Genomic DNA, 18,265 nt, shown 5'->3' with positions numbered 1-18,265 from the left:
CAACGCCAGCGGGCTGGGCCCAATCGCTACCGGTCAATGGCGGATTTCGCCTACCCAAGAACCTCGCCAGTCGCTCATCATCTCGCCAGGACCATCGATCCCTATTGCGATCAACTTACTTTTCGGTTGCGACCCATGCTCCGTCGTAACTGGAGGACTCGCGCCAACCCGAGGAGAAAGACAAACAGGCCACCGAGAATAACCCCAAACAAGATGGCGACGCCAACCGGCATACGAATGGTGGAACCTGGAAAGTGAATAGCTATGGAGACAAGATTCTGCAGGATAAAGACAAGAATCGCGATCAGTACTACCAGTCCAAAGAACGAACCAATCCACACCCGGGAGGTTCTCGTCGAATGCGGTCGCTCCACCAAATGCCGCTGTTTCCCCTCACTGGCTGGTTCGGTGTCCGCCACTTGGGGAGTGGAGACGTCACTTTCGCGCGCTTGATCATCTGGGAGCCTGTCCACGTTGGGTTCGATGGCATCGCCTTCTTGTTCCATGCTCCAGATCCTAGTACACGGCCCGAATCCAGCGTCCCATCGCCTCTATCAACGTGTCTGGGAGCAGCGGATGCGCGAAGACGTTGCCAGTTGGCGCGCTGCTCATCATTGAGCGAAAACGTCAAGCTCATCGTGGGACTATGCGCCTGCCATCTGATCAGCCACGAGACGGGAATGCTCGAAAATCAATCGAACGTCGGAACTCCAAACATCCGCGAGGGGTAGCGCACGACCCAATACCTTGGGTGAGGTCGTCACCTTTTGGGCTGTCTTGTTCTCCACCGCTTCATCGTAGGCTACTATTCCAGCATCTCTGGCTTGGCATCCTCATCGATCTACTATCCAAGCTACGCACACTGATACTGCAGCCCAGAGAGTCGCTGGCTGTTGGTATCCGAGTAGAAGGACGTATGCAGCGCGCGAAGGAGTATCAGCATCAATCCCCGTTAGAGATCAGACGGTGAAGGTGTGACGGTGGTGGAACAGTGCATGCCTGCGACGTGAACGTCGCCATCAATATCGAACGTAGCGGCTTGGCACCCTGACGCCGCCCGACGGCGAGTTCGGCGGAAAGTAACGGTTGCGCGGCAGAAAGCTCTGGCCCGATACTGCATTTCCAGTTGAGTGGATAGCGAAACAAACTTCGATGAAGCAGCAGGTGAACTACCAACCTACGTGCGTAGTCGTGGGTACGATTCATTGACCGATCTTGCGCGCTTGGGTCCTCAAAGACGCCGCGATTTCGCTTGCCGTTCACCCAGTGCATCCGCAAATCCTCATCGCACGGTTCTGCCAGGGCCATGGTACTGCCGACTCACCGACGATGGAGTGACACCAGGTTTGCTCACGTGAGCCAACCACGCCTAGGTCTCGTCGAGGGACTCTCGTATGCTCTGAACAAAATCAGACAGCTCGTGTGGTGACTGACCCTCGAGTACTCGCCGTAAGAGCGCAGAGCCGACTACCACCCCATCAGCGCCGGCTTCGACGACCGCCGCCGCCTGCTCGCCGTTCGATATACCGATTCCTATGAGTAACGGCAGCTCGGTGCGAGGACGGATACGCGTTGCCAAGGCAGTCGCGGTCTCCGCCAGCTCGGCCCGCTCGCCGGTCACACTCATGCTTCCTACGCCATAGACAAAACCCTCCGCAACCGCAAGAATTTCATCGACCCGCTGGAGTGAGGTCACCGGGGAGATGAGCTGGACAGTCTCGAGACCTTGAGTTTTGGCACTCGCTCTCCAACTCTCACCTTCCTCCAGGGGAAGATCCGGAATAATCACTCCATCCACACCTGCCTGACGCAGCTCAGTAACTGCACGCTCAATACCCATGTGATGGAAGATGTTGTAATACGTCATCACCACAATAGGGACTGAAAAGGATCGTGTTCGCAACTCGCTCAGCACTGAAAGCGGTGTGACCCCACGTGCGAGGGCGAGCTCCCCAGCGCGTTGGATGACAGGACCATCCATGCTTGGGTCGGAGAATGGAATCCCAATCTCCACCGCATCAGCTCCACTCGCGATCACGAGATCAACCAACGAGAGCCAATCAGGATCGCTACCTGCCATCACATACGGAACGAGAAGCCGTCGGCGGCTCAACCGAAGCTGTTGCAGGGTCCTTTCAAGCACGCTGATCGCCTTCCAGGAACCCAAGACGCTCCGCGATCGTCTCCATGTCCTTGTCTCCGCGCCCCGAGAGGGTCACCACGATCGAGCTCCCAGCGAGCTCTGGCTGATGCTCGACGAGCCAGGCGATCGCATGGGCGGATTCAAGCGCGCAGACGATCCCCTCAGTCCGGGCCAACAACTGGACCGCATCCAAGACCTGATCGTCGTTGACCTGATCATAACGCGCACGACCTATCGCCGACAGATGTGCGTGTTCGGGGCCAACACCGGGGTAATCAAGGCCAGCCGATATCGATGAGGCCTCGTTGACCTGACCAAACTCATCCTGAAGAAAGAACGACTGCATGCCATGCACGATGCCTCCGATGCCACGCCCTATCGCTGCTCCACCCTCTGGCTCAACACCCACCAACCGTGCCGTGGTATCGACAAAGCCAGCAAAAGTCCCAGCCGCGTTCGAACCCCCGCCGACGCAGGCGACGACCCAGTCCGGGGTGGATCCTGTAGCTGCGTGATACTGGGTCCGAGCCTCATCACCGATGACTCGCTGGAACTCTCGGACCATCCACGGATACGGGTGGGGACCCATCACACTCCCAATGCAATAATGCGTATCGCTCAGTGCCGCCACCCAGCTGCGCATGGCCTCATTCACGGCATCCTTCAAGGTGCGCGAGCCAGAGGTGACTGCCTCAACCTCCGCACCTAGCAAACGCATGCGGAACACGTTGAGCGATTGACGAGCAACATCAACTTCTCCCATGTACACCTTCGCCTCAAGGCCAAACAACGCAGCGGCTGTCGCAGTCGCCACCCCATGTTGACCCGCACCCGTCTCCGCGATCAAGCGGGTCTTTCCCATCCGACGCGCGAGCAACGCCTGGCCGATCACGTTATTGATCTTGTGGGATCCCGTATGAGCGAGATCCTCACGTTTTAACCAGACCTCCGCACCCAGATACTCAGAGAGTCGTTCAGCGAGGTAGAGGCGGGTTGGTCGCCCGGCATAACTCTCTAGTATCGCCGTGTATTCCGCGCGGAAAAGGGGGTCACTCCAGGCCTCGCGGAAGGAAGATTCCAGTTCAATCACCGCCGGCATCAACGACTCAGGCACGAACCGCCCACCAAAATCGCCGAACCTACCTGTCGCATCCGGACTATCCATCATACTCGTCATCTGCTCTCTCCTTCTTCCTCACTCAGTACGGCAACTCCGGTGCGCGCAGCGCTGCGGACCGCACGCACAAACGCACACACCTGGGTCGGATCCTTGTGGCCCGGACTACTCTCTACCCCGCTCGACACATCCACACCATAGGGATTGACCAGCGAGATCGCTTCTGCCACGTTGTCTGCATTGAGACCACCGGCGAGTACGAGTCGCTCCACCGGGGACATCTCCAGCAGCGACACCCAATTGAACCGTTCGCCTGAGCCTGGCCGTGGCCCGTCAACGAGCGTTGCCCACGGCCGGTAGCCCTGCAGTCCTCCGCCCTGTAGCTCCTCGCTTGTGATCGCCTTGATCACATAGGGCAGGTGTTGCCTCAGGTAAGCGACCTCGTCCGGCGCCTCGTGGCCGTGGAGCTGTACACCCACTAAACCAAGGGAGTGCGCTACCGCAAGCACTTCGTCCGGAGGGGTATCGACGAAGACACCAAAAGTGAGCACTCGCGATGGCAGATGTGCCAGCACCGGAGCGGCGCCCTCCACCGTTACCTGCCGAACAGATTCAGCAAAGACAAAGCCGAGTGCATCCGCTCCGCAGTTGAGCGCCACGAGTGCATCGGTGACATTGGTGATGCCACAGACCTTCACAAAAACATGCTCAGCCTGCACAGAGAGCCTTCACGCCAGCACGGCGATCCCGAGAGCGCATCAGCATCTCACCCACCAGGACTGCATCGTAACCACCCACAGCCAAGGCGTGCGCGTCCTCAGGACTCCTGACCCCTGACTCCGCCACCACCGGGAATTGGTGTCCCAACTGTTCACGGTAGGCCAGTGCCCGACTGGAATCGACGACGAAGGTCACCAGATCCCTCTGGTTGATCCCAAGGGCACCATGAAACTGAAGGGCCGCTAAATCAAGACCAGCTAACTCGCGAGGATCATGCACCTCGAGCAGCAGTTCTAACCCGATCAGCGAACTCCAACGGATCAACTGAACGAGCCTCTCCTGATCCATCGCTGCGGCGATCAGGAGTGCCGCTGCGGCACCATAGAGACGTGCATCACAGAGGTCGCGTTCACTAAGCAAAAAGTCCTTGCGCAAAACGGGGATGGTAACCGTATCCACTACCGCCGCAAGATCATCCATACTTCCGCCAAAATGGGGAGTATCGGTCAGAACAGAGATCGCGGCAGCACCTCCCTCTTGATACTCTGCAGCGATCACCGCTGGATGTACCTCCTCCTCGGACATAGACCCGCGAACTGGAGAACGACGTTTGACCTCAGCAATGACACCAAAGGACGGTGATCGAAGTGCTTCCTCAAAACTAGGAGCGGGTGCCATAGCCTCACAGGCTCGACGAAGCCCCTCGAGATCGCGCCCATCGCTGGCGCAGCGCTCCCTGTGTACCGCCAAAATAGCATCGAGATAGGTTGCCACCGCTACCAGGCTACCCGCCCACCGAACCAGCAAAGTCCCCAGATCACTGCACTTTCTTCGAGATAGTTGTACTATGCAAGTGCTTACCGACTACACTGGAACAGTACTCGTCAGTGAGCAAGATCAGCGATACGTTGGTTTTGTTCCTCGAACGGACTAGCTCGTCATCTGGTCGACGGGCTCTAGGACAAGGCGAACAAGACATGATTGGAGTAGTGAGCGATGCTTGGGAGCAAGACCCCTTCAAATAAGCAGTCGGTGCGCGAACGGTCGTTCAAAATAACCGAACACCCGCGCTATAAATGGATCGTCCTCTCCAACACCACGCTCGGCATCTTGATGGCAACCATCAACTCCTCAATCGTGCTGATCTCCCTACCAGAGATCTTCAACGGCATCAAGCTCAATCCGCTTGCACCACAGAACACCTCCTATTTTCTTTGGGTATTGATGGGCTACCTCGTGGTGACAGCGGTCATGGTCGTAAGCTTTGGACGCCTTGGCGACATGTATGGACGCGCACGCATGTACAACATGGGATTTGCCACCTTCACGATCTTTTCTATCCTTCTCTCAATCACCTGGATGCACGGAGGTGGGGGTGCGATGTGGTTGATCGTGATGCGCCTTGGACAGGGCTTAGGCGGAGCGCTCCTCTTCGCCAACTCAGCCGCCCTCCTCACCGATGCCTTCCCCTCAAACCAGCGTGGTCTAGCCCTTGGAATCAACAATGTCGCCGCGATCGCTGGTTCGTTTCTCGGGCTCATTATGGGTGGCCTCTTGGCCCCAATCTCATGGAGGGCCGTCTTTCTTGTCTCGGTTCCCTTCGGTCTGATCGGCACGGTTTGGGCCTATATTATGCTCCATGACCTTGGCAAGCAGATCAAGGCAAAGATCGACGTGCTCGGTAACCTTGTCTTTGCGATCGGCCTCATCTCGATCCTGGTTGGCATCACCTACGGCCTCCAACCCTACGGTGGGCACACGATGGGGTGGACCAATCCGGGTGTACTCGCCGCCCTCATCGGAGGCGTCCTAACGCTGGTCAGTTTCGTCGCGATCGAACTCAAACGACCAGCACCCATGATGAACGTACGTCTGTTCAAGCTACGCCCCTACAGCGCCGGGAACCTCGCTAGCCTCCTCGCCTCACTTGGCCGAGGTGGGATGATGTTTATCCTGATCATCTGGCTACAAGGCATCTGGCTACCCCAACACGGCTACTCATACTCATCGACCCCACTCTGGGCTGGCATCTACCTCGTACCCCTCACCATCGGATTCCTCGCCGCTGGCCCAATCTCTGGGTATCTCTCTGATCGCTTTGGTGCACGCCCCTTCGCTACCGGAGGTATGGTAATCGCCGCGCTCTCCTTCATCTTGCTCATCTACTTGCCAGTGAATTTTGCTTACCCCGTCTTTGCCGGACTTCTGCTCCTCAACGGACTTGCCATGGGTCTCTTCGCCTCGCCGAACCGCGCTGGGATCATGAACAGCCTGCCCGTCAACGAACGCGGTGTCGGTGCCGGTATGGCCGCCACCTTTCAGAACTCAGCCATGGTCCTCTCCATCGGCGTCTTCTTCACCCTGATGATCTTTGGACTTCAGGCCTATCTCCCGCATGCCCTCGTCACCGGGCTCACCCATCAGCACGTTCCATTGCATATCGCAGAGGGCATCTCGACCTTGCCACCAGTCAGCCTGCTCTTTGCAGCCTTCCTCGGCTATAATCCGATCGCAAAACTGATCGGTTCCTCGGTGCTTGGTAAACTTCCTGCCGCAAATGCCCACTATCTAACGGGACGCTTCTACTTCCCTCACTTGATCTCGCGGCCCTTCGGGCACGGGCTCACGGAGGCGTTTATTTTCGCAGCGATCGCCTGTCTTGTCGCAGCCGTGGCCTCCTGGCTACGTGGCGGCAAGTACACCGCCAGCGACATCGACCCCAGCTCACCCTCCGACGAGGAGTTCGAACGCGAGCTTGGGGAACTTGGACCAATCGAACCTCCATCCGAGGCCAATGTTGTGCAGCAAGTCTCTGGCACGGCTGCGACTGGTTCGTCTATTTCCACAACGAGTCGAGCCCAACAGATCGACTCCTCCAAAGCTTGACTGGCGGGGCAAACCCAATCCTTGTCCAAAGGCCGTGATCGGGCCACTTGAGGCTCACCATTGACGCGCCTCCGTGGTCCTAAGGTCACTAGGCTCAACACCGTGCAACCGGCCGTTCTCATCGTTGAGGATGATCCCTCTATTGCGGAGCTTTTGCGGGCCTACCTGGAGCGTGCCCACTTCGTTCCAGTGGTAGCTGTCACTGGGGAATCGGCCCTCAGGCTCTTTGATACCGAGGCTCCTGCCGCTGTCATTCTCGACCTCAACCTACCCGGCGCTCTCGACGGGCTCGATGTCTGTCACACCCTACGCAAACATTCAACCGTCCCGATCGTCATACTTTCGGCCAGGGATCAGGAGCTTGATCGGATCTTTGGACTTGAGATCGGCGCTGATGACTACGTCACAAAGCCCTTCTCCCCCCGAGAACTCATCGCCAGGCTAAACGCAATCTTGCGGCGCACCCAAGCGACGCCACCTGCAGGGGCCGTCATCGAAATCCTTGGTCCGATCACCTGGGACCAGCAGCGCCGCGCAACAACGTTAGCGGGAAAACCAGTTCCCTTAACCAATAGAGAGTTCGATCTCTTAGGTTTTCTCATCACCCATCGGGGTGTAGCACTCTCAAGACGCCAGCTTCTCGATGGTGTCTGGGGGCCCGAGTGGTACGGAGACGACCGTACCGTTGACGTCCATATTCGTCAGCTACGTCGCAAATTTGGCGATGCACTTCCCATCAGCACCGTCTGGGGGGTCGGCTATCGCCTGGCCTAAGTCTTCTAACAGTATCCGTGCGACGGTCCGCTTTGGCCTACTTGCGACCGCCGTGGTCACAGTGCTGATCGGCGGCCTAGGGACCTTGGCCATCAGTCGCGAGGTCTCGGTCCACCAAACACAGGCATTCTTACTACGTACCGCGAGCGCACTCGCCATCTTGTTCGAGCGCGCGAACCATCGATTCGTCCACCCGTTTCTTGCCACAGCTGGCGTCGGTCGACTGCACCTTGTCCCGTTGAGCCGCTCCAATCGGCCGCTCGTGGCGCTGCCACACCCGATCACACCGTCGACGATCAACTTTGCATCGCTCGTGTCCGGCCATTACCAGTCGGGCGTCATCGGCAACGAGGTCTATCTCGCCTACCCTGTCACCACTCCGTTCTCGTTTCACAGCCACCCCTTGACCACCACTTTGCACTCCTTTGCTCTCATTTTGACCCACCCTCTGCCCTCCATCGAGGGTCCGGTCATCTTTGTTGTAGGCGCAGTCCTCATCACCGCAATCGTCGCCGTCTCGATCTCTGATCACTACACGGCACACATCTCGCGAACACTCGATCTTCTCGTGACACGATCACGTCGAATCGCCTCCGGTCATCTCGATGACGAAGCACCCCTCGAGAAACCACGTGAATCAGAGCTCGCCAACCTCGACGACGCCATCTCTTCTATGATCACCTCCTTGAAGGCCGCCAATGAGGTTGAATCGACCTACATCCTCGCCATCTCTCACGACTTGCGTACACCCTTGACCTCGATCAGAGGCTTCGCCGAGGCGATCATCGACGAAGCAGTTGTCTCCCCAGTGGAGGCAGCACGCACCATCGAGCGCGAAGCCCAGCGAATCGAACGCCTCATCAACGACCTGATCGCCCTTGCGCGCCTACGCGCGAGCAACTACACCCTCGAACCACAACAGATTGACCTTAATGCCCTGTTAGAGCACCTCGTCGAGGCGGTGGGCCCTCGTGCACAACGCAGCGCCGTCTCCCTTAACGCGCACCCGATGTCACAGCCCGCAATCGTTCAGGTGGACCCAGAGCGACTGCTCCAACTGTTGGGTAATCTTCTCGATAACGCACTCAAGTACGCTATCCATGAGGTTGAGGTTCGGCTTGAGTCAACCCCACATGCGATCAATGTGACGATCACCGACGATGGACGTGGGCTGTCACCAGATCTACGTGAGAAGCTCTTTCACCATCAACTGAACCCAACACCCGGCAGAGACGGTACCGTCGGCAGCGGCCTCGGACTTCTCATCGTCGGCCGCTTGGCGGGCCACATGGGGCTCAATGTGCGCGTCGATTCACCCGTTGTCCTCGACAGAGGGACGCGCTTTGTGATCACCATCCCTCGCGTCACCACCACCAAGTCTCAGCCAACGGTTACTCCGTCAGATGCCATTCGCTCACTCCCTGTATCATCGCCAGAGAGCAAGGCTCGCTGACGGCGATCCAACTCCTCGAGCAGATCATGATAGGTCGAGGAGGCGATCAATCCCTCTGCGTGAAGTCGGCGATGCAGCACAACAACGGGTGACTTCACACCATAAGTCCGTCCCAGATAGGCCTCGACAGGGCAATCTCCCCATGTCTGCATGACGTGATCACCATGGCGATGTACCTCGCGCCAGATATAGGCAATCGCGCCAAGAGTGGAACTCACCTGCACCCCGACCGTCGAGCCATTGTCCGACCAGCCCTGGCGATCACCGAGTTGTTGTACCCACGGCCCGAACTCCACCGAGGGCATCGGTCGCGCGATCGCGAATCCTTGGGCATAATCCGCCCGCAGAATCGCTGCGACCTCGAGAAGCTCGAATCGCTCGATCCCTTCGAGTACAACGGTCCGTCGAGCTTCATGTCCTGCCTGGATCACGCTATCGACGATGGCAAGCGTCGAGAGTGGGCGACTCCAGAGGCGCTGCACAATGGATCGATCGAGTTTGATCTGCGAAAGAGGGAGATCGACAAGTCGACCGAGGTTCGAGTAGCCTGCCCCCAAATCATCGATGGCGAATCCGAAACCTTCCGCGGCAAGTTCTTTGACGACCTCCGAAACCTCCTCAGTGAGGTGATCACTCTCGAGAAGTTCGAGCATCAGCCAGGAGAGATCCCCATCACAACCCATGCGCGCAGCCGCGAGCTCCTCCCGCAGACGCGCATCACCGAGAACATCGGCAGGGACATTGATGGAGACTCCCATGGTCAGTCCATTCGCACCCCAGCGTTGATGCCATTCGATGGCTCGCCTGAGTGAATCCACAAAGAGTCGAGTGAGCTCCACTGGCCCAAGGGCCGGCAAAAACTCGCCTGGTAGAGCCAGAGCTTCACCACCGACCTTAAGACGGGCTAGGAGCTCAGCGCGTGTCACCGTCCCAGTGGTGAGATCGAGGAGGGGCTGCAGATGTTCGCGGAGTCCTCCCTGGCTGAGCGCCTTACGATATCGCTGAACCTTCTCTCCGGTCAGGCCCGCATGGTGACCGTGCAAACGCGTCCATCCCGTCTCCAAGGTGTGTTGGAGTCCCGCGAGGAACTCGTCAGGCGTTCTGCCCTCAAATTGGTTGGTGTAACTGCCAAAAATCGTGCAGAGCCCGACCGCCTCGACTCCCGCCATGATCGGCACGATGGCCAAGGAACGGAACCGAAATCGTTTGACAAGCGCACGCCATGGTCGATACTGCTCTGCCACCAGCGCATCACGAACCCGAACAATAGTGTTGGTCTCCCATGCATAGACACCATCACCAGGTCCCTGTCGTAGCGACAGGTCAAAGATAGCCGGTGCCTCGCGGGTCTCGCTGAGCCAAGCCCTGACCTCGGCAGTGAGATCGCCTCCGAGATACCCCAACCCGTCCACCACCTGGGAACGCGAAAGACTAAAGACGGCTCCTCGCACACCAGGCAGCCCGACTACTCCATCCAACGTCGCCTCAAGAAACGCATCCCAGCTCCCATGTTGTTGCTGCAACGGCGCTCCCATGGCTCCCATCAGGTAGGTCCCACGCACCTGGGCCATCGCTACGCGTTCATATTCAACAACCCAATCAAAACGACGCCTGATCAGCTCCACCACAAGGCGACGTTCCCGACCGGCGATCATTGGCCCCACACGGTCGTCCAGGATTGCCGATGTGACAATCGAACTGCTCAAGGAGAGTAGTTCGCGATCGGCATTTGCTATCTCAAGCTCAGCACCCGCAGCCTCCACCGCAGTCTGCAGCGAAGCTGGCACGGCGTTGACGTCAAGAGCGCTCTTTAGCAGACGGCAGTGCAGTCGTACCCAGTCATTGTTCTCCGCATCGAGAGGAAGTGATTGGCTCGGGTCGAGGCGCTCACGTAGCCGCATCTCGATCACCTCCATCAGCGTCGCAAAGACTCCCGAGCAACGTTCTAGCGCTCGGGTGCTTGCAGCTGACCAAGGGTCATATTCGGTGGACTCTGAAACCTCGAGTTCGGACCGCGACAGCCACCACCGGTTATCTTTCACGTCCGAGGTCTTCACGTCCGAGGTCTTTACATGATAGAGCGCTCGATCAGCCTCCCGCAAGAGTTGATCGAGGACTACCGCGTCCGTCGGGTACTGAGCGATACCCATGCTCGCATGTACGAGGATCGAAAGATCGTCATCAATAGCAAAGGGGGCGTCCAATGCTTGTCTGACTGCTTCGACGGATTGCGCCAAGGTAGCACTACTCAAACAGAAGATCAGCACAAACTCATCACCACCGAAGCGACCGACACTGTGGGCTGCCCCAAGGTTCTCCTGCAGTCGATGTCCGATGCCAGCCAGGAGTTCATCACCAAAGGCATGGCCCCAGGTGTCATTGACCAGCTTAAAGTTATCCACGTCAAGGATCGCGAGCGCAAAGCCAGCGTTCGACTCCGGATCACCAGCAATGATCGCCGCTGCCTTGGCCTCAATCGCAGCCCGCGACAGCGTACCCGTCAAGGAATCGTGCTCCAGCTGGAACTGCAGCGACTCCGTTGACTCATGAGCTTCCGTAGCATCACGCAACAGAACGACTGCGCTACGAGTAAGTGACCCATCTACATGGTCTGCGACGATGGCAACCGTCAAGGAAGCCCAAAAGGTCGATTGATCGGATAACCGACGCAATGGCACCTCGCGATGGAGTTTTTGGCCCGGACTCGTCGCTACTTGTGCCAGCAACTCAGCGACCTCTTGGCCCACCTCTCCAGCGACCAACTCAGGCAAACGTACAGGGATCGCATACTCTGGCCCGACTCCCAACAACGAATACCAACAACGGTTCGCCCACCGTAACAGACCATCACTTCCAAAGATGGCCACGCCGACATCGATGGTCTTCACGGCAGCAGCCATGTCATCGCGCTGTGCCATCACACTCGCTCGCTCAATAGCAACGTCGAGGATATCGAGATTGATTCTTTGGATCTGGGCCTCTGTAGCTCGACTGGGACTCATGACCACGAGGTCACCAATCGTCGACGCTCCTACACCAAAGCCCCAACGATAGAGGCGCTGGTGCGTCGGACTGCTGCCTCCAATCCATGCACGACCGTCACTCGGCACAGAGGAGGTCTTGGTAGTCGAACGCAACCAGGATGGGGCCGTGGCTGTACCGGCCGCACCGAGGCCCCATACTGCGGCGTCCTCCGGCTTTACGTCAACGATCACCCACTGGGCCTCCGTGAACTCCTGTAAAACAGTGCACACGTCCTGGAACAACGGCCCGAGCTCCTTATGGGTCAATACAAGCTCCGAGAGCCGACGGTGCAACTCCGCCAACCTCATGCTCTCTCTACTCGTCACCTGGCTTGCTTTGGCAGCGTAGATCAACTCCACAGCGACGAATCCGAGGCCCACCAACACCAACCATGCCAACGCAATCACTACCAGTGGTCCTGTTGTCGCCCGACGAATCTCCCCACTGAGGGCCTTCGAGGAGATGCCTGCCACGAATTTGACGTCGGGAAGCACCGATTGGACCGACGAGAAGACGACATAGGCCGATGGCACTACCTTCATCTGTACGTTATGGGCAGTGATCGCCAACGTCGGCGACCCACGCTGTAGCAGATAGATACTTTGCGCATCTGCTCTCGCTAGTGGACTCTCCAACACTAACTCGCCAACGACCGATCCCCCGGCGTGAGCGTTCGCTTGGCCAATCTGGAGGTCGATGAGCAGATGGAGGCGACCCCCCACAACCCTGAGTCGACCTGTCTTCATCGCAGCATCGCCAGGCAATCTCTCGGTCATTGACCCCAACCTTTGGTCTTCCAGCTCGCCATAGGACCAGACGACACGGTGATAGTCACTGATCAACGCCAATCCAGCGAGCTCCTTCGACGACTGAGCAAACCGAGTAAAGATCATGCTCAACTCGCCAGGAGTTACTGCATTGGATGGAGAATGAAAGGCGACAAGACCGACAAATTGCATCTGTGCCGCTACGGCATCAACGTCACGCGTGAGGTGAGCAGAGGCATCATCGGCTGCTCCTACGGCTGCCGCCCTGCTGCGTTCGGTCACCGTCTGCCTGACAGTTGTATAGGACCATGAAGCAGCGACGATTGCACCAACCGACACCAGGAGGAGCACCATGGCATAGGCCCAGCGACGCCAATGACCCAGTACGACGGTAGACAACCTTCTCACCAGCTGGCCAAAGCCCAACAACCTCCGCCAGGACGATACATCGCTGGTATAGGGCGGACGATTTTATCGATCGCACTCATTGAGGCTATCGGTAGTCTTGGATCCACCGTCTCACTCAAAGGATCAGCCACCTCATACCTATCGGCACCATGGCGGTCATCTTGACCTCCGATCCCTCCAACGCAACGGTGTAGGCTGATCTCTACGATGACTACCCCTTCACTTCGGCACCGACTCGCCCCTATCACACCTGACCCGCCCCAAACCATCGCCGTACCCTTGGCGTCACTCCAGGTCACCGGTCCGGATGCTCATCGCTTTTTGCAGGGTCAACTGACCAACGATCTGACATGTCTTGACAAGACCATGCCCTTCCTCGCCGCCGTCTGTGCGCCTGATGGAAAGCTCATCACCATCGTGAGTCTACAAGAGATGCAAAACGATACCTTGCGTCTCATCACCTATCGTGAACACCTCAGCCGACTCCGCGTTCGTCTCACCCAGTTTCGCATACGCATCAAAGCAGACATTGCCGAGGAAGACCTGGCCTGGGCGGCCACTCTCAGCTCCGAAGAGACTCCACTCTGGCCGCTTGACACCACATTGACCACTCTTGGACCCGATGACGACACCGGCGCGCTGGCGCACTTCTCGGACCTGCGACTCTCGCGGCTCGCGATCCATCTGCCCACCGACGCCCCCGAAGAACTCCTTGTGGCTAGCGTACCCGGACTTGTCACCTCGGCGGTAAGTTTTACCAAGGGCTGCTATGTGGGACAGGAACTCGTCGCTCGTACGGACGCACGAGGCGCAAAACCTCCGGTCTCCTTATTCGTACGGCGCTACATGCCGAGCTCCCTGGAGGCGATCGCTGCACTGCCTGCGCCGCCGTTGCCGCTCGTCGATGCGTCGGGTGACCACGCCGGCGAGATCCGTGCCCTCCTGCTCGAGGATACTACAGTCGTCATCAGTGGTTGGGTCAAAAGAAGGTTCAGTCAACAGAGTGGACTGATGATCGACGCACGACCCTCGATGGCAATCCCGACTGCGCTGATCACCTAAACGATCGCAGAGGAGACACCCGCTCTATCGTCGCCCATCATCTGGTGATCTGGTCTCCGGTACCCGCAATTCGCGGGCGAGTAGAACCGCTCTCGCGACGGCAGCGGCCTTTGCCACCGTCTCTGCCGCCTCGTTGCGAGCTACTGAATCAGCGACGATGCCAGCACCTGCCTGTAGGTGGCACATCCCCGAAGGGTCAACCACTGCTGTCCGAATAGCAATCGCAAAATCAAGGTTGCCGTGAGCGCTGAAGTACCCGACCACCCCCCCATAGACGCCACGTCGCGTCCTCTCGAGTTCATCGATAATCTGCATGGCGCGCACCTTGGGAGCCCCACTCAACGTGCCTGCCGGAAGTGTCGCCTTCAGGAGGTCAACGTGGCTCACACCCGGCCGTAGCCTCCCAACAACCTCGCTGGTGAGATGGATCACCCTTGCGAACAACTCTGGCATCATAAGATTGACAACCTGGACCGAACCGAACTCAGCGACCTTACCAACATCATTCCTCGCTAGGTCCACCAACATGATATGTTCGGCTCGTTCCTTTGGGTCGGCCTGGAGTTCAGCGATCAACCGGCTGTCATCCTCCTCGCTCGCTCCTCTTGGCCGGGTACCCGCTATCGGCCGGACCATGACCGATCCGTTTCGATCCGCCGTAACCAGCGCCTCCGGCGAAGAACCTACGACGGTGATCTCATTGGACTGCAGCAGATACATATACGGGCTTGGATTCGTCACACGCAGGGCCCGATAAAGCGATATTGCGTCGGTCTGCAACGGAAAGTCAAATCGTCGCGAGAGCACCACTTGAAAGATGTCGCCAGCGAGAATGTACTCCTTGGCGCGCTCGACCATCGCTTCGTAGGCCTCGGTCGAGTGGTCGTCGAGAAGATCACCCTCGACACCCTTGCCGACCCCCACACGACCCGGCGTCAGGCGAGAACGAATCCGACAGAACTCAGTAACGAGTCGTGACAGATCGGCACAGGCTGATCGATACTGCTCATAGTCGCCGCCACCGGGTTCGATCAAGACATTCACCACCACCGTCACCGTCTGCGCCCAGTGATCAAAGACCACCAGCTCGCCGATGAGCGAGAGCAGGACATCGGGCAGACCAAGATCATCCTCGACCGTCTCAGTAATCGTGGGCTCAATCTCGCGTACGACGTCGTAACCAAGGTAACCCAGGAGTCCCCCAGCAAAAGGGATCGGATCCATCGGCTGCATCACCAACAAGCTGGTAAGCCGGTTCAGGTAATCAAAGATACCTTCAGTCGCCAGCGGGGGGACGGGCAACCGCCCGTCGATTTCGATCGTACCTCCTCGCATCAGGATGCGACCAATAGGCGCGCGTCCCACGAAGGAAAAGCGGGACCAGCGACCGATCTGGTCAACGGACTCGAAGATCACCCCGTCTCCATCGGGCCCCACCAATGCATCGAAGGCAGCCACAGGGGTGATGGTATCCACCATCAGCGTCTCTGTCAGTGCCACCAAAGAGTACCGCTTTGCAGCCTCCTGGAACTCCTCGAAGGTCATGGCTGACCAACCCGGTGTGCCAGTAAGCGGGAAAAGCAGCTATAGGTACCGGTATGACAGGCTCCTTGGCCATGTTGGTGAACCCGGATCAACAAGGTATCGGCATCGCAGTCAACGCTGATGGAGAGTACCTCCTGGATGTTGCCAGAGGTGGCACCCTTGTGCCAGTACTCCTGGCGCGAACGTGAATAGAACCAGGTCTCGCCGTCACGCAACATACGGCGAAGCGCCTCTTGGTCAACCCAGGCAAGCATCAGCACCTGCCCCTCTTCGTCAACGACAATAGCTGGCATCAGGCCCCGGCTATCGAAGATCAGCTCTGGTATGAGTTCCTCGTCTCCCTCGATACTCACATCGCTCACCACTCTCTCCATCTCTCATCAGGTGGCTACGGCACACGCTCCGACCACTTCAACTTCTTCTCAGACAGGTGCCCGCCATCGCTCAGGACACCTACGGTTATCTCTCGTTCGGCGATCAAACGACACCGTCCAAACGGGTCAAACAGCCACCACCAGAACATCATCGCTAGAGATAGAGGCCAGTGCCCGAATCGATCCGATCGGAGGCAACGGCGTGGATATCGCGTTCCCGGAGGATCAGATAGGTCTCCGCCTGGATCTCGACCTCAAACCGATCCTCAGGTGAGAACAGAACGAGATCACCCTGTTTGATGGTCCGCACTGCCGGTCCGATGGCCACCACCTCTGTCCAGGTCAAGCGCTTTGCCACCTGGGCCGTCGCCGGAATAAGGATACCCGAACGTGCAGTGCGTTCGCCTTCAGTGGTTGGAACTTGCACGAGCAGGCGATCAGCAAGCATCGTGATCGCCTGCTTCTTTGGCCCCAGTTCACTCATCGTCTCTCCTCATCCTCTCTCCGAACGACCACTCCCGCGCTCGCGAGATACTCCTTGACCTGACCTATGGTAAACGTACCAAAATGAAAGACACTAGCGGCTAACAACCCTTGGACGCCGAGCTCGGCTCCCACCACGAAGTCGTCGAGACTTCCCACACCGCCGGAGGCGATCACCGGGACATCGGTCTCAGCGAGCACCTTGTTATAGAGCACCCGATCGTAGCCCGCCATTTGGCCATCTTGATCCATCGAGGTTACCAGCAGTTCGCCAGCCCCCTCTCGTTGCACCCGTTCAAGCCAGGCTGAAAGTTCAAGACCGGTTGGACGTGTGCCACCATGGGTTACCACCTCGTAGCCGTGCTCACTACGGCGTACATCGATGGCGACCACGACGCATTGGTCCCCGTAGACATCGGCGATCTCACGTATGAGGTGTGGTTCGCGGACTGCCGCCGAGTTGACCGATACCTTATCAGCTCCAACCCGTAGGAGGCTGCTGGCGACGCCCAGCGAGTCAACTCCGCCGCCAACGGTAAAGGGAATCAGCGTCTGCTCGGCCACCCGTGCAGCGAGTTCGACCATCGTCGTACGCGCAGAAGTCGTCGCAGAGATGTCAAGAAATACCAGCTCATCAGCGCCTTCTTTGCTGTAGTGCTCGCCCATCGCTACCGGATCACCGGCGTCACGCAAGTCGAGAAATGAGACGCCTTTCACCACCCTACCACGGGCGACGTCCAGGCATGGAATAATTCTCACCTGCTGCATGCGATCAGCCCTTCCGGGACCGACAGGGCCCCACGATAGAGCGCGGTGCCAACGATGGCGCCTTCGATCCGTCCCCTAGCCGGTGCGATAGATGCCAAAGCCTCAAGATCGCGGGCATCACGAATACCACCAGAGGCGATCAGGTCGATCGGGTAATCGACGACGAGCTGACGATAACGCTCCAGGTCTGGTCCGCTCGCCATCCCATCTCTCGACACCGGAGTAATCAGCTGCGTAATGAAACCCTGTTGGGAGAAGTCATCAACGGCCTCCTCCAGACGGAATGCACTCGTGCGTCGCCATGCATCCATGACCACAAATGCCTCGCCATCGTGCATACGAAAGTCGAGCGACAGCACCAGTTTGGGACGCCACTCCTCCTCCAGGTCAAGCACCCAACCCTTCGTCTCAAGGGCTGAGGTCCCGATGATCACACGATCAACTCCTAGCGCGAAAAGCTCGCTAACTGCTCGCTTATCGCGCACACCACCACCCAGTTCCACCATCACCTTGTATTCTCGTGCCTGTGATAGGCATCGGTCGATGATCTGACGGTTACTTCGGTCCTTGGGGTCTCTGGCAGCATTGAGGTCGACAAGATGTAGTGCTTTGGCACCTTGGGCCAACAGGCGACCAACCACCGCCTCGGCGTCTCCAAAAACGGTCACCGCGGCGTAATCGCCCTGTAGTAAGCGCACCGCCTGTCCATCCAGAATATCGACTGCGGGCAAAAATCTCATC

15 protein-coding genes are annotated in these 18,265 nt (G+C 58.2%); 4 read left to right on the top strand and 11 right to left on the bottom strand.

All coding sequences use genetic code 11. From position 1 onward, the window contains the following. Positions 1-110 precede the first annotated feature (110 nt). The 5 genes from M7439_RS04855 to M7439_RS04835 form a co-directional block, all read right to left on the bottom strand. Positions 111-506 (bottom strand): lipopolysaccharide assembly LapA domain-containing protein, encoded by a 396-nt coding sequence (locus tag M7439_RS04855; RefSeq protein WP_298346202.1) that lies wholly within the window; start codon positions 504-506, stop codon positions 111-113. A gap of 863 nt (positions 507-1,369) precedes the next feature. After that, a complete protein-coding gene (trpA, locus tag M7439_RS04850) occupies positions 1,370-2,143 on the bottom strand; it encodes a tryptophan synthase subunit alpha (RefSeq protein ID WP_298346198.1) in 774 nt (257 codons plus the stop codon). Then, positions 2,136-3,320, bottom strand: a complete 1,185-nt coding sequence (gene trpB / locus M7439_RS04845; RefSeq protein WP_298346196.1) for a tryptophan synthase subunit beta — start codon at positions 3,318-3,320, stop codon at positions 2,136-2,138. Before trpB ends, trpA begins: the two co-directional genes overlap by 8 nt. After that, positions 3,317-3,979, bottom strand: coding sequence for a phosphoribosylanthranilate isomerase (locus M7439_RS04840; protein ID WP_298346194.1), 663 nt, complete (start codon positions 3,977-3,979; stop codon positions 3,317-3,319). The genes trpB and M7439_RS04840 overlap by 4 nt, the downstream gene beginning before the upstream one ends. Continuing rightward, positions 3,969-4,754, bottom strand: coding sequence for an indole-3-glycerol phosphate synthase TrpC (locus M7439_RS04835; RefSeq protein ID WP_298346192.1), 786 nt, complete (start codon positions 4,752-4,754; stop codon positions 3,969-3,971). The genes M7439_RS04840 and M7439_RS04835 overlap by 11 nt, the downstream gene beginning before the upstream one ends. Before the next feature lie 339 nt (positions 4,755-5,093). Here M7439_RS04835 and M7439_RS04830 point away from each other — a divergent pair, with 339 nt between their 5' ends. The 3 genes from M7439_RS04830 (at position 5,094) to M7439_RS04820 (ending at position 9,093) form a co-directional block, all read left to right on the top strand. Further along, the gene (locus M7439_RS04830; RefSeq protein WP_366525221.1) at positions 5,094-6,866 is read left to right on the top strand and encodes an MFS transporter; all 1,773 of its coding nucleotides are present in this window, start codon (positions 5,094-5,096) and stop codon (positions 6,864-6,866) included. Positions 6,867-6,968: 102 nt separating this feature from the next. Continuing rightward, complete coding sequence (locus M7439_RS04825; RefSeq protein ID WP_298346188.1) at positions 6,969-7,640, top strand: response regulator transcription factor; 672 nt, start codon at positions 6,969-6,971, stop codon at positions 7,638-7,640. Further along, positions 7,591-9,093, top strand: coding sequence for a sensor histidine kinase KdpD (locus M7439_RS04820; RefSeq protein ID WP_298346186.1), 1,503 nt, complete (start codon positions 7,591-7,593; stop codon positions 9,091-9,093). Before M7439_RS04825 ends, M7439_RS04820 begins: the two co-directional genes overlap by 50 nt. Here M7439_RS04820 and M7439_RS04815 read toward each other — a convergent pair. Then, the gene (locus M7439_RS04815; RefSeq protein ID WP_298349330.1) at positions 9,021-13,283 is read right to left on the bottom strand and encodes an EAL domain-containing protein; all 4,263 of its coding nucleotides are present in this window, start codon (positions 13,281-13,283) and stop codon (positions 9,021-9,023) included. The genes M7439_RS04820 and M7439_RS04815 overlap by 73 nt on opposite strands. A gap of 216 nt (positions 13,284-13,499) precedes the next feature. On the opposite strand from M7439_RS04815, the gene M7439_RS04810 reads away from it, so the two are divergent. After that, entirely contained in the window at positions 13,500-14,354 is an 855-nt protein-coding gene (locus M7439_RS04810) for a hypothetical protein (RefSeq protein ID WP_298346182.1), read from the top strand. Positions 14,355-14,378: 24 nt separating this feature from the next. Here the strand turns inward: M7439_RS04810 and M7439_RS04805 are convergent, their stop codons facing one another. The 5 genes from M7439_RS04805 to M7439_RS04785 form a co-directional block, all read right to left on the bottom strand. Further along, complete coding sequence (locus M7439_RS04805; protein ID WP_298346180.1) at positions 14,379-15,899, bottom strand: anthranilate synthase component I family protein; 1,521 nt, start codon at positions 15,897-15,899, stop codon at positions 14,379-14,381. After that, positions 15,896-16,261 carry a phosphoribosyl-AMP cyclohydrolase gene (hisI, locus tag M7439_RS04800; protein WP_298346178.1) on the bottom strand — a complete coding sequence of 122 codons (366 nt, stop codon included), beginning with the start codon at positions 16,259-16,261 and terminating at the stop codon, positions 15,896-15,898. Before hisI ends, M7439_RS04805 begins: the two co-directional genes overlap by 4 nt. 166 nt (positions 16,262-16,427) lie before the next feature. Further along, positions 16,428-16,757 (bottom strand): co-chaperone GroES, encoded by a 330-nt coding sequence (locus M7439_RS04795; protein ID WP_298338618.1) that lies wholly within the window; start codon positions 16,755-16,757, stop codon positions 16,428-16,430. Then, positions 16,754-17,524: an imidazole glycerol phosphate synthase subunit HisF gene (gene hisF, locus M7439_RS04790; RefSeq protein ID WP_298346176.1), complete on the bottom strand. Its 771-nt coding sequence runs from the start codon at positions 17,522-17,524 to the stop codon at positions 16,754-16,756. Before hisF ends, M7439_RS04795 begins: the two co-directional genes overlap by 4 nt. Continuing rightward, complete coding sequence (locus tag M7439_RS04785) at positions 17,512-18,264, bottom strand: 1-(5-phosphoribosyl)-5-[(5-phosphoribosylamino)methylideneamino] imidazole-4-carboxamide isomerase (protein WP_298346174.1); 753 nt, start codon at positions 18,262-18,264, stop codon at positions 17,512-17,514. The genes hisF and M7439_RS04785 overlap by 13 nt, the downstream gene beginning before the upstream one ends. Between the last annotated feature and the right edge of the window lies 1 nt (position 18,265).

The sequence above is a fragment of the Ferrimicrobium sp. genome (assembly GCF_027319265.1).
GTDB lineage: Bacteria > Actinomycetota > Acidimicrobiia > Acidimicrobiales > Acidimicrobiaceae > Ferrimicrobium.
The sequence above is the reverse complement of the archived record's forward strand: the minus strand, read 5'-3'. Positions and strand labels throughout refer to the sequence as shown.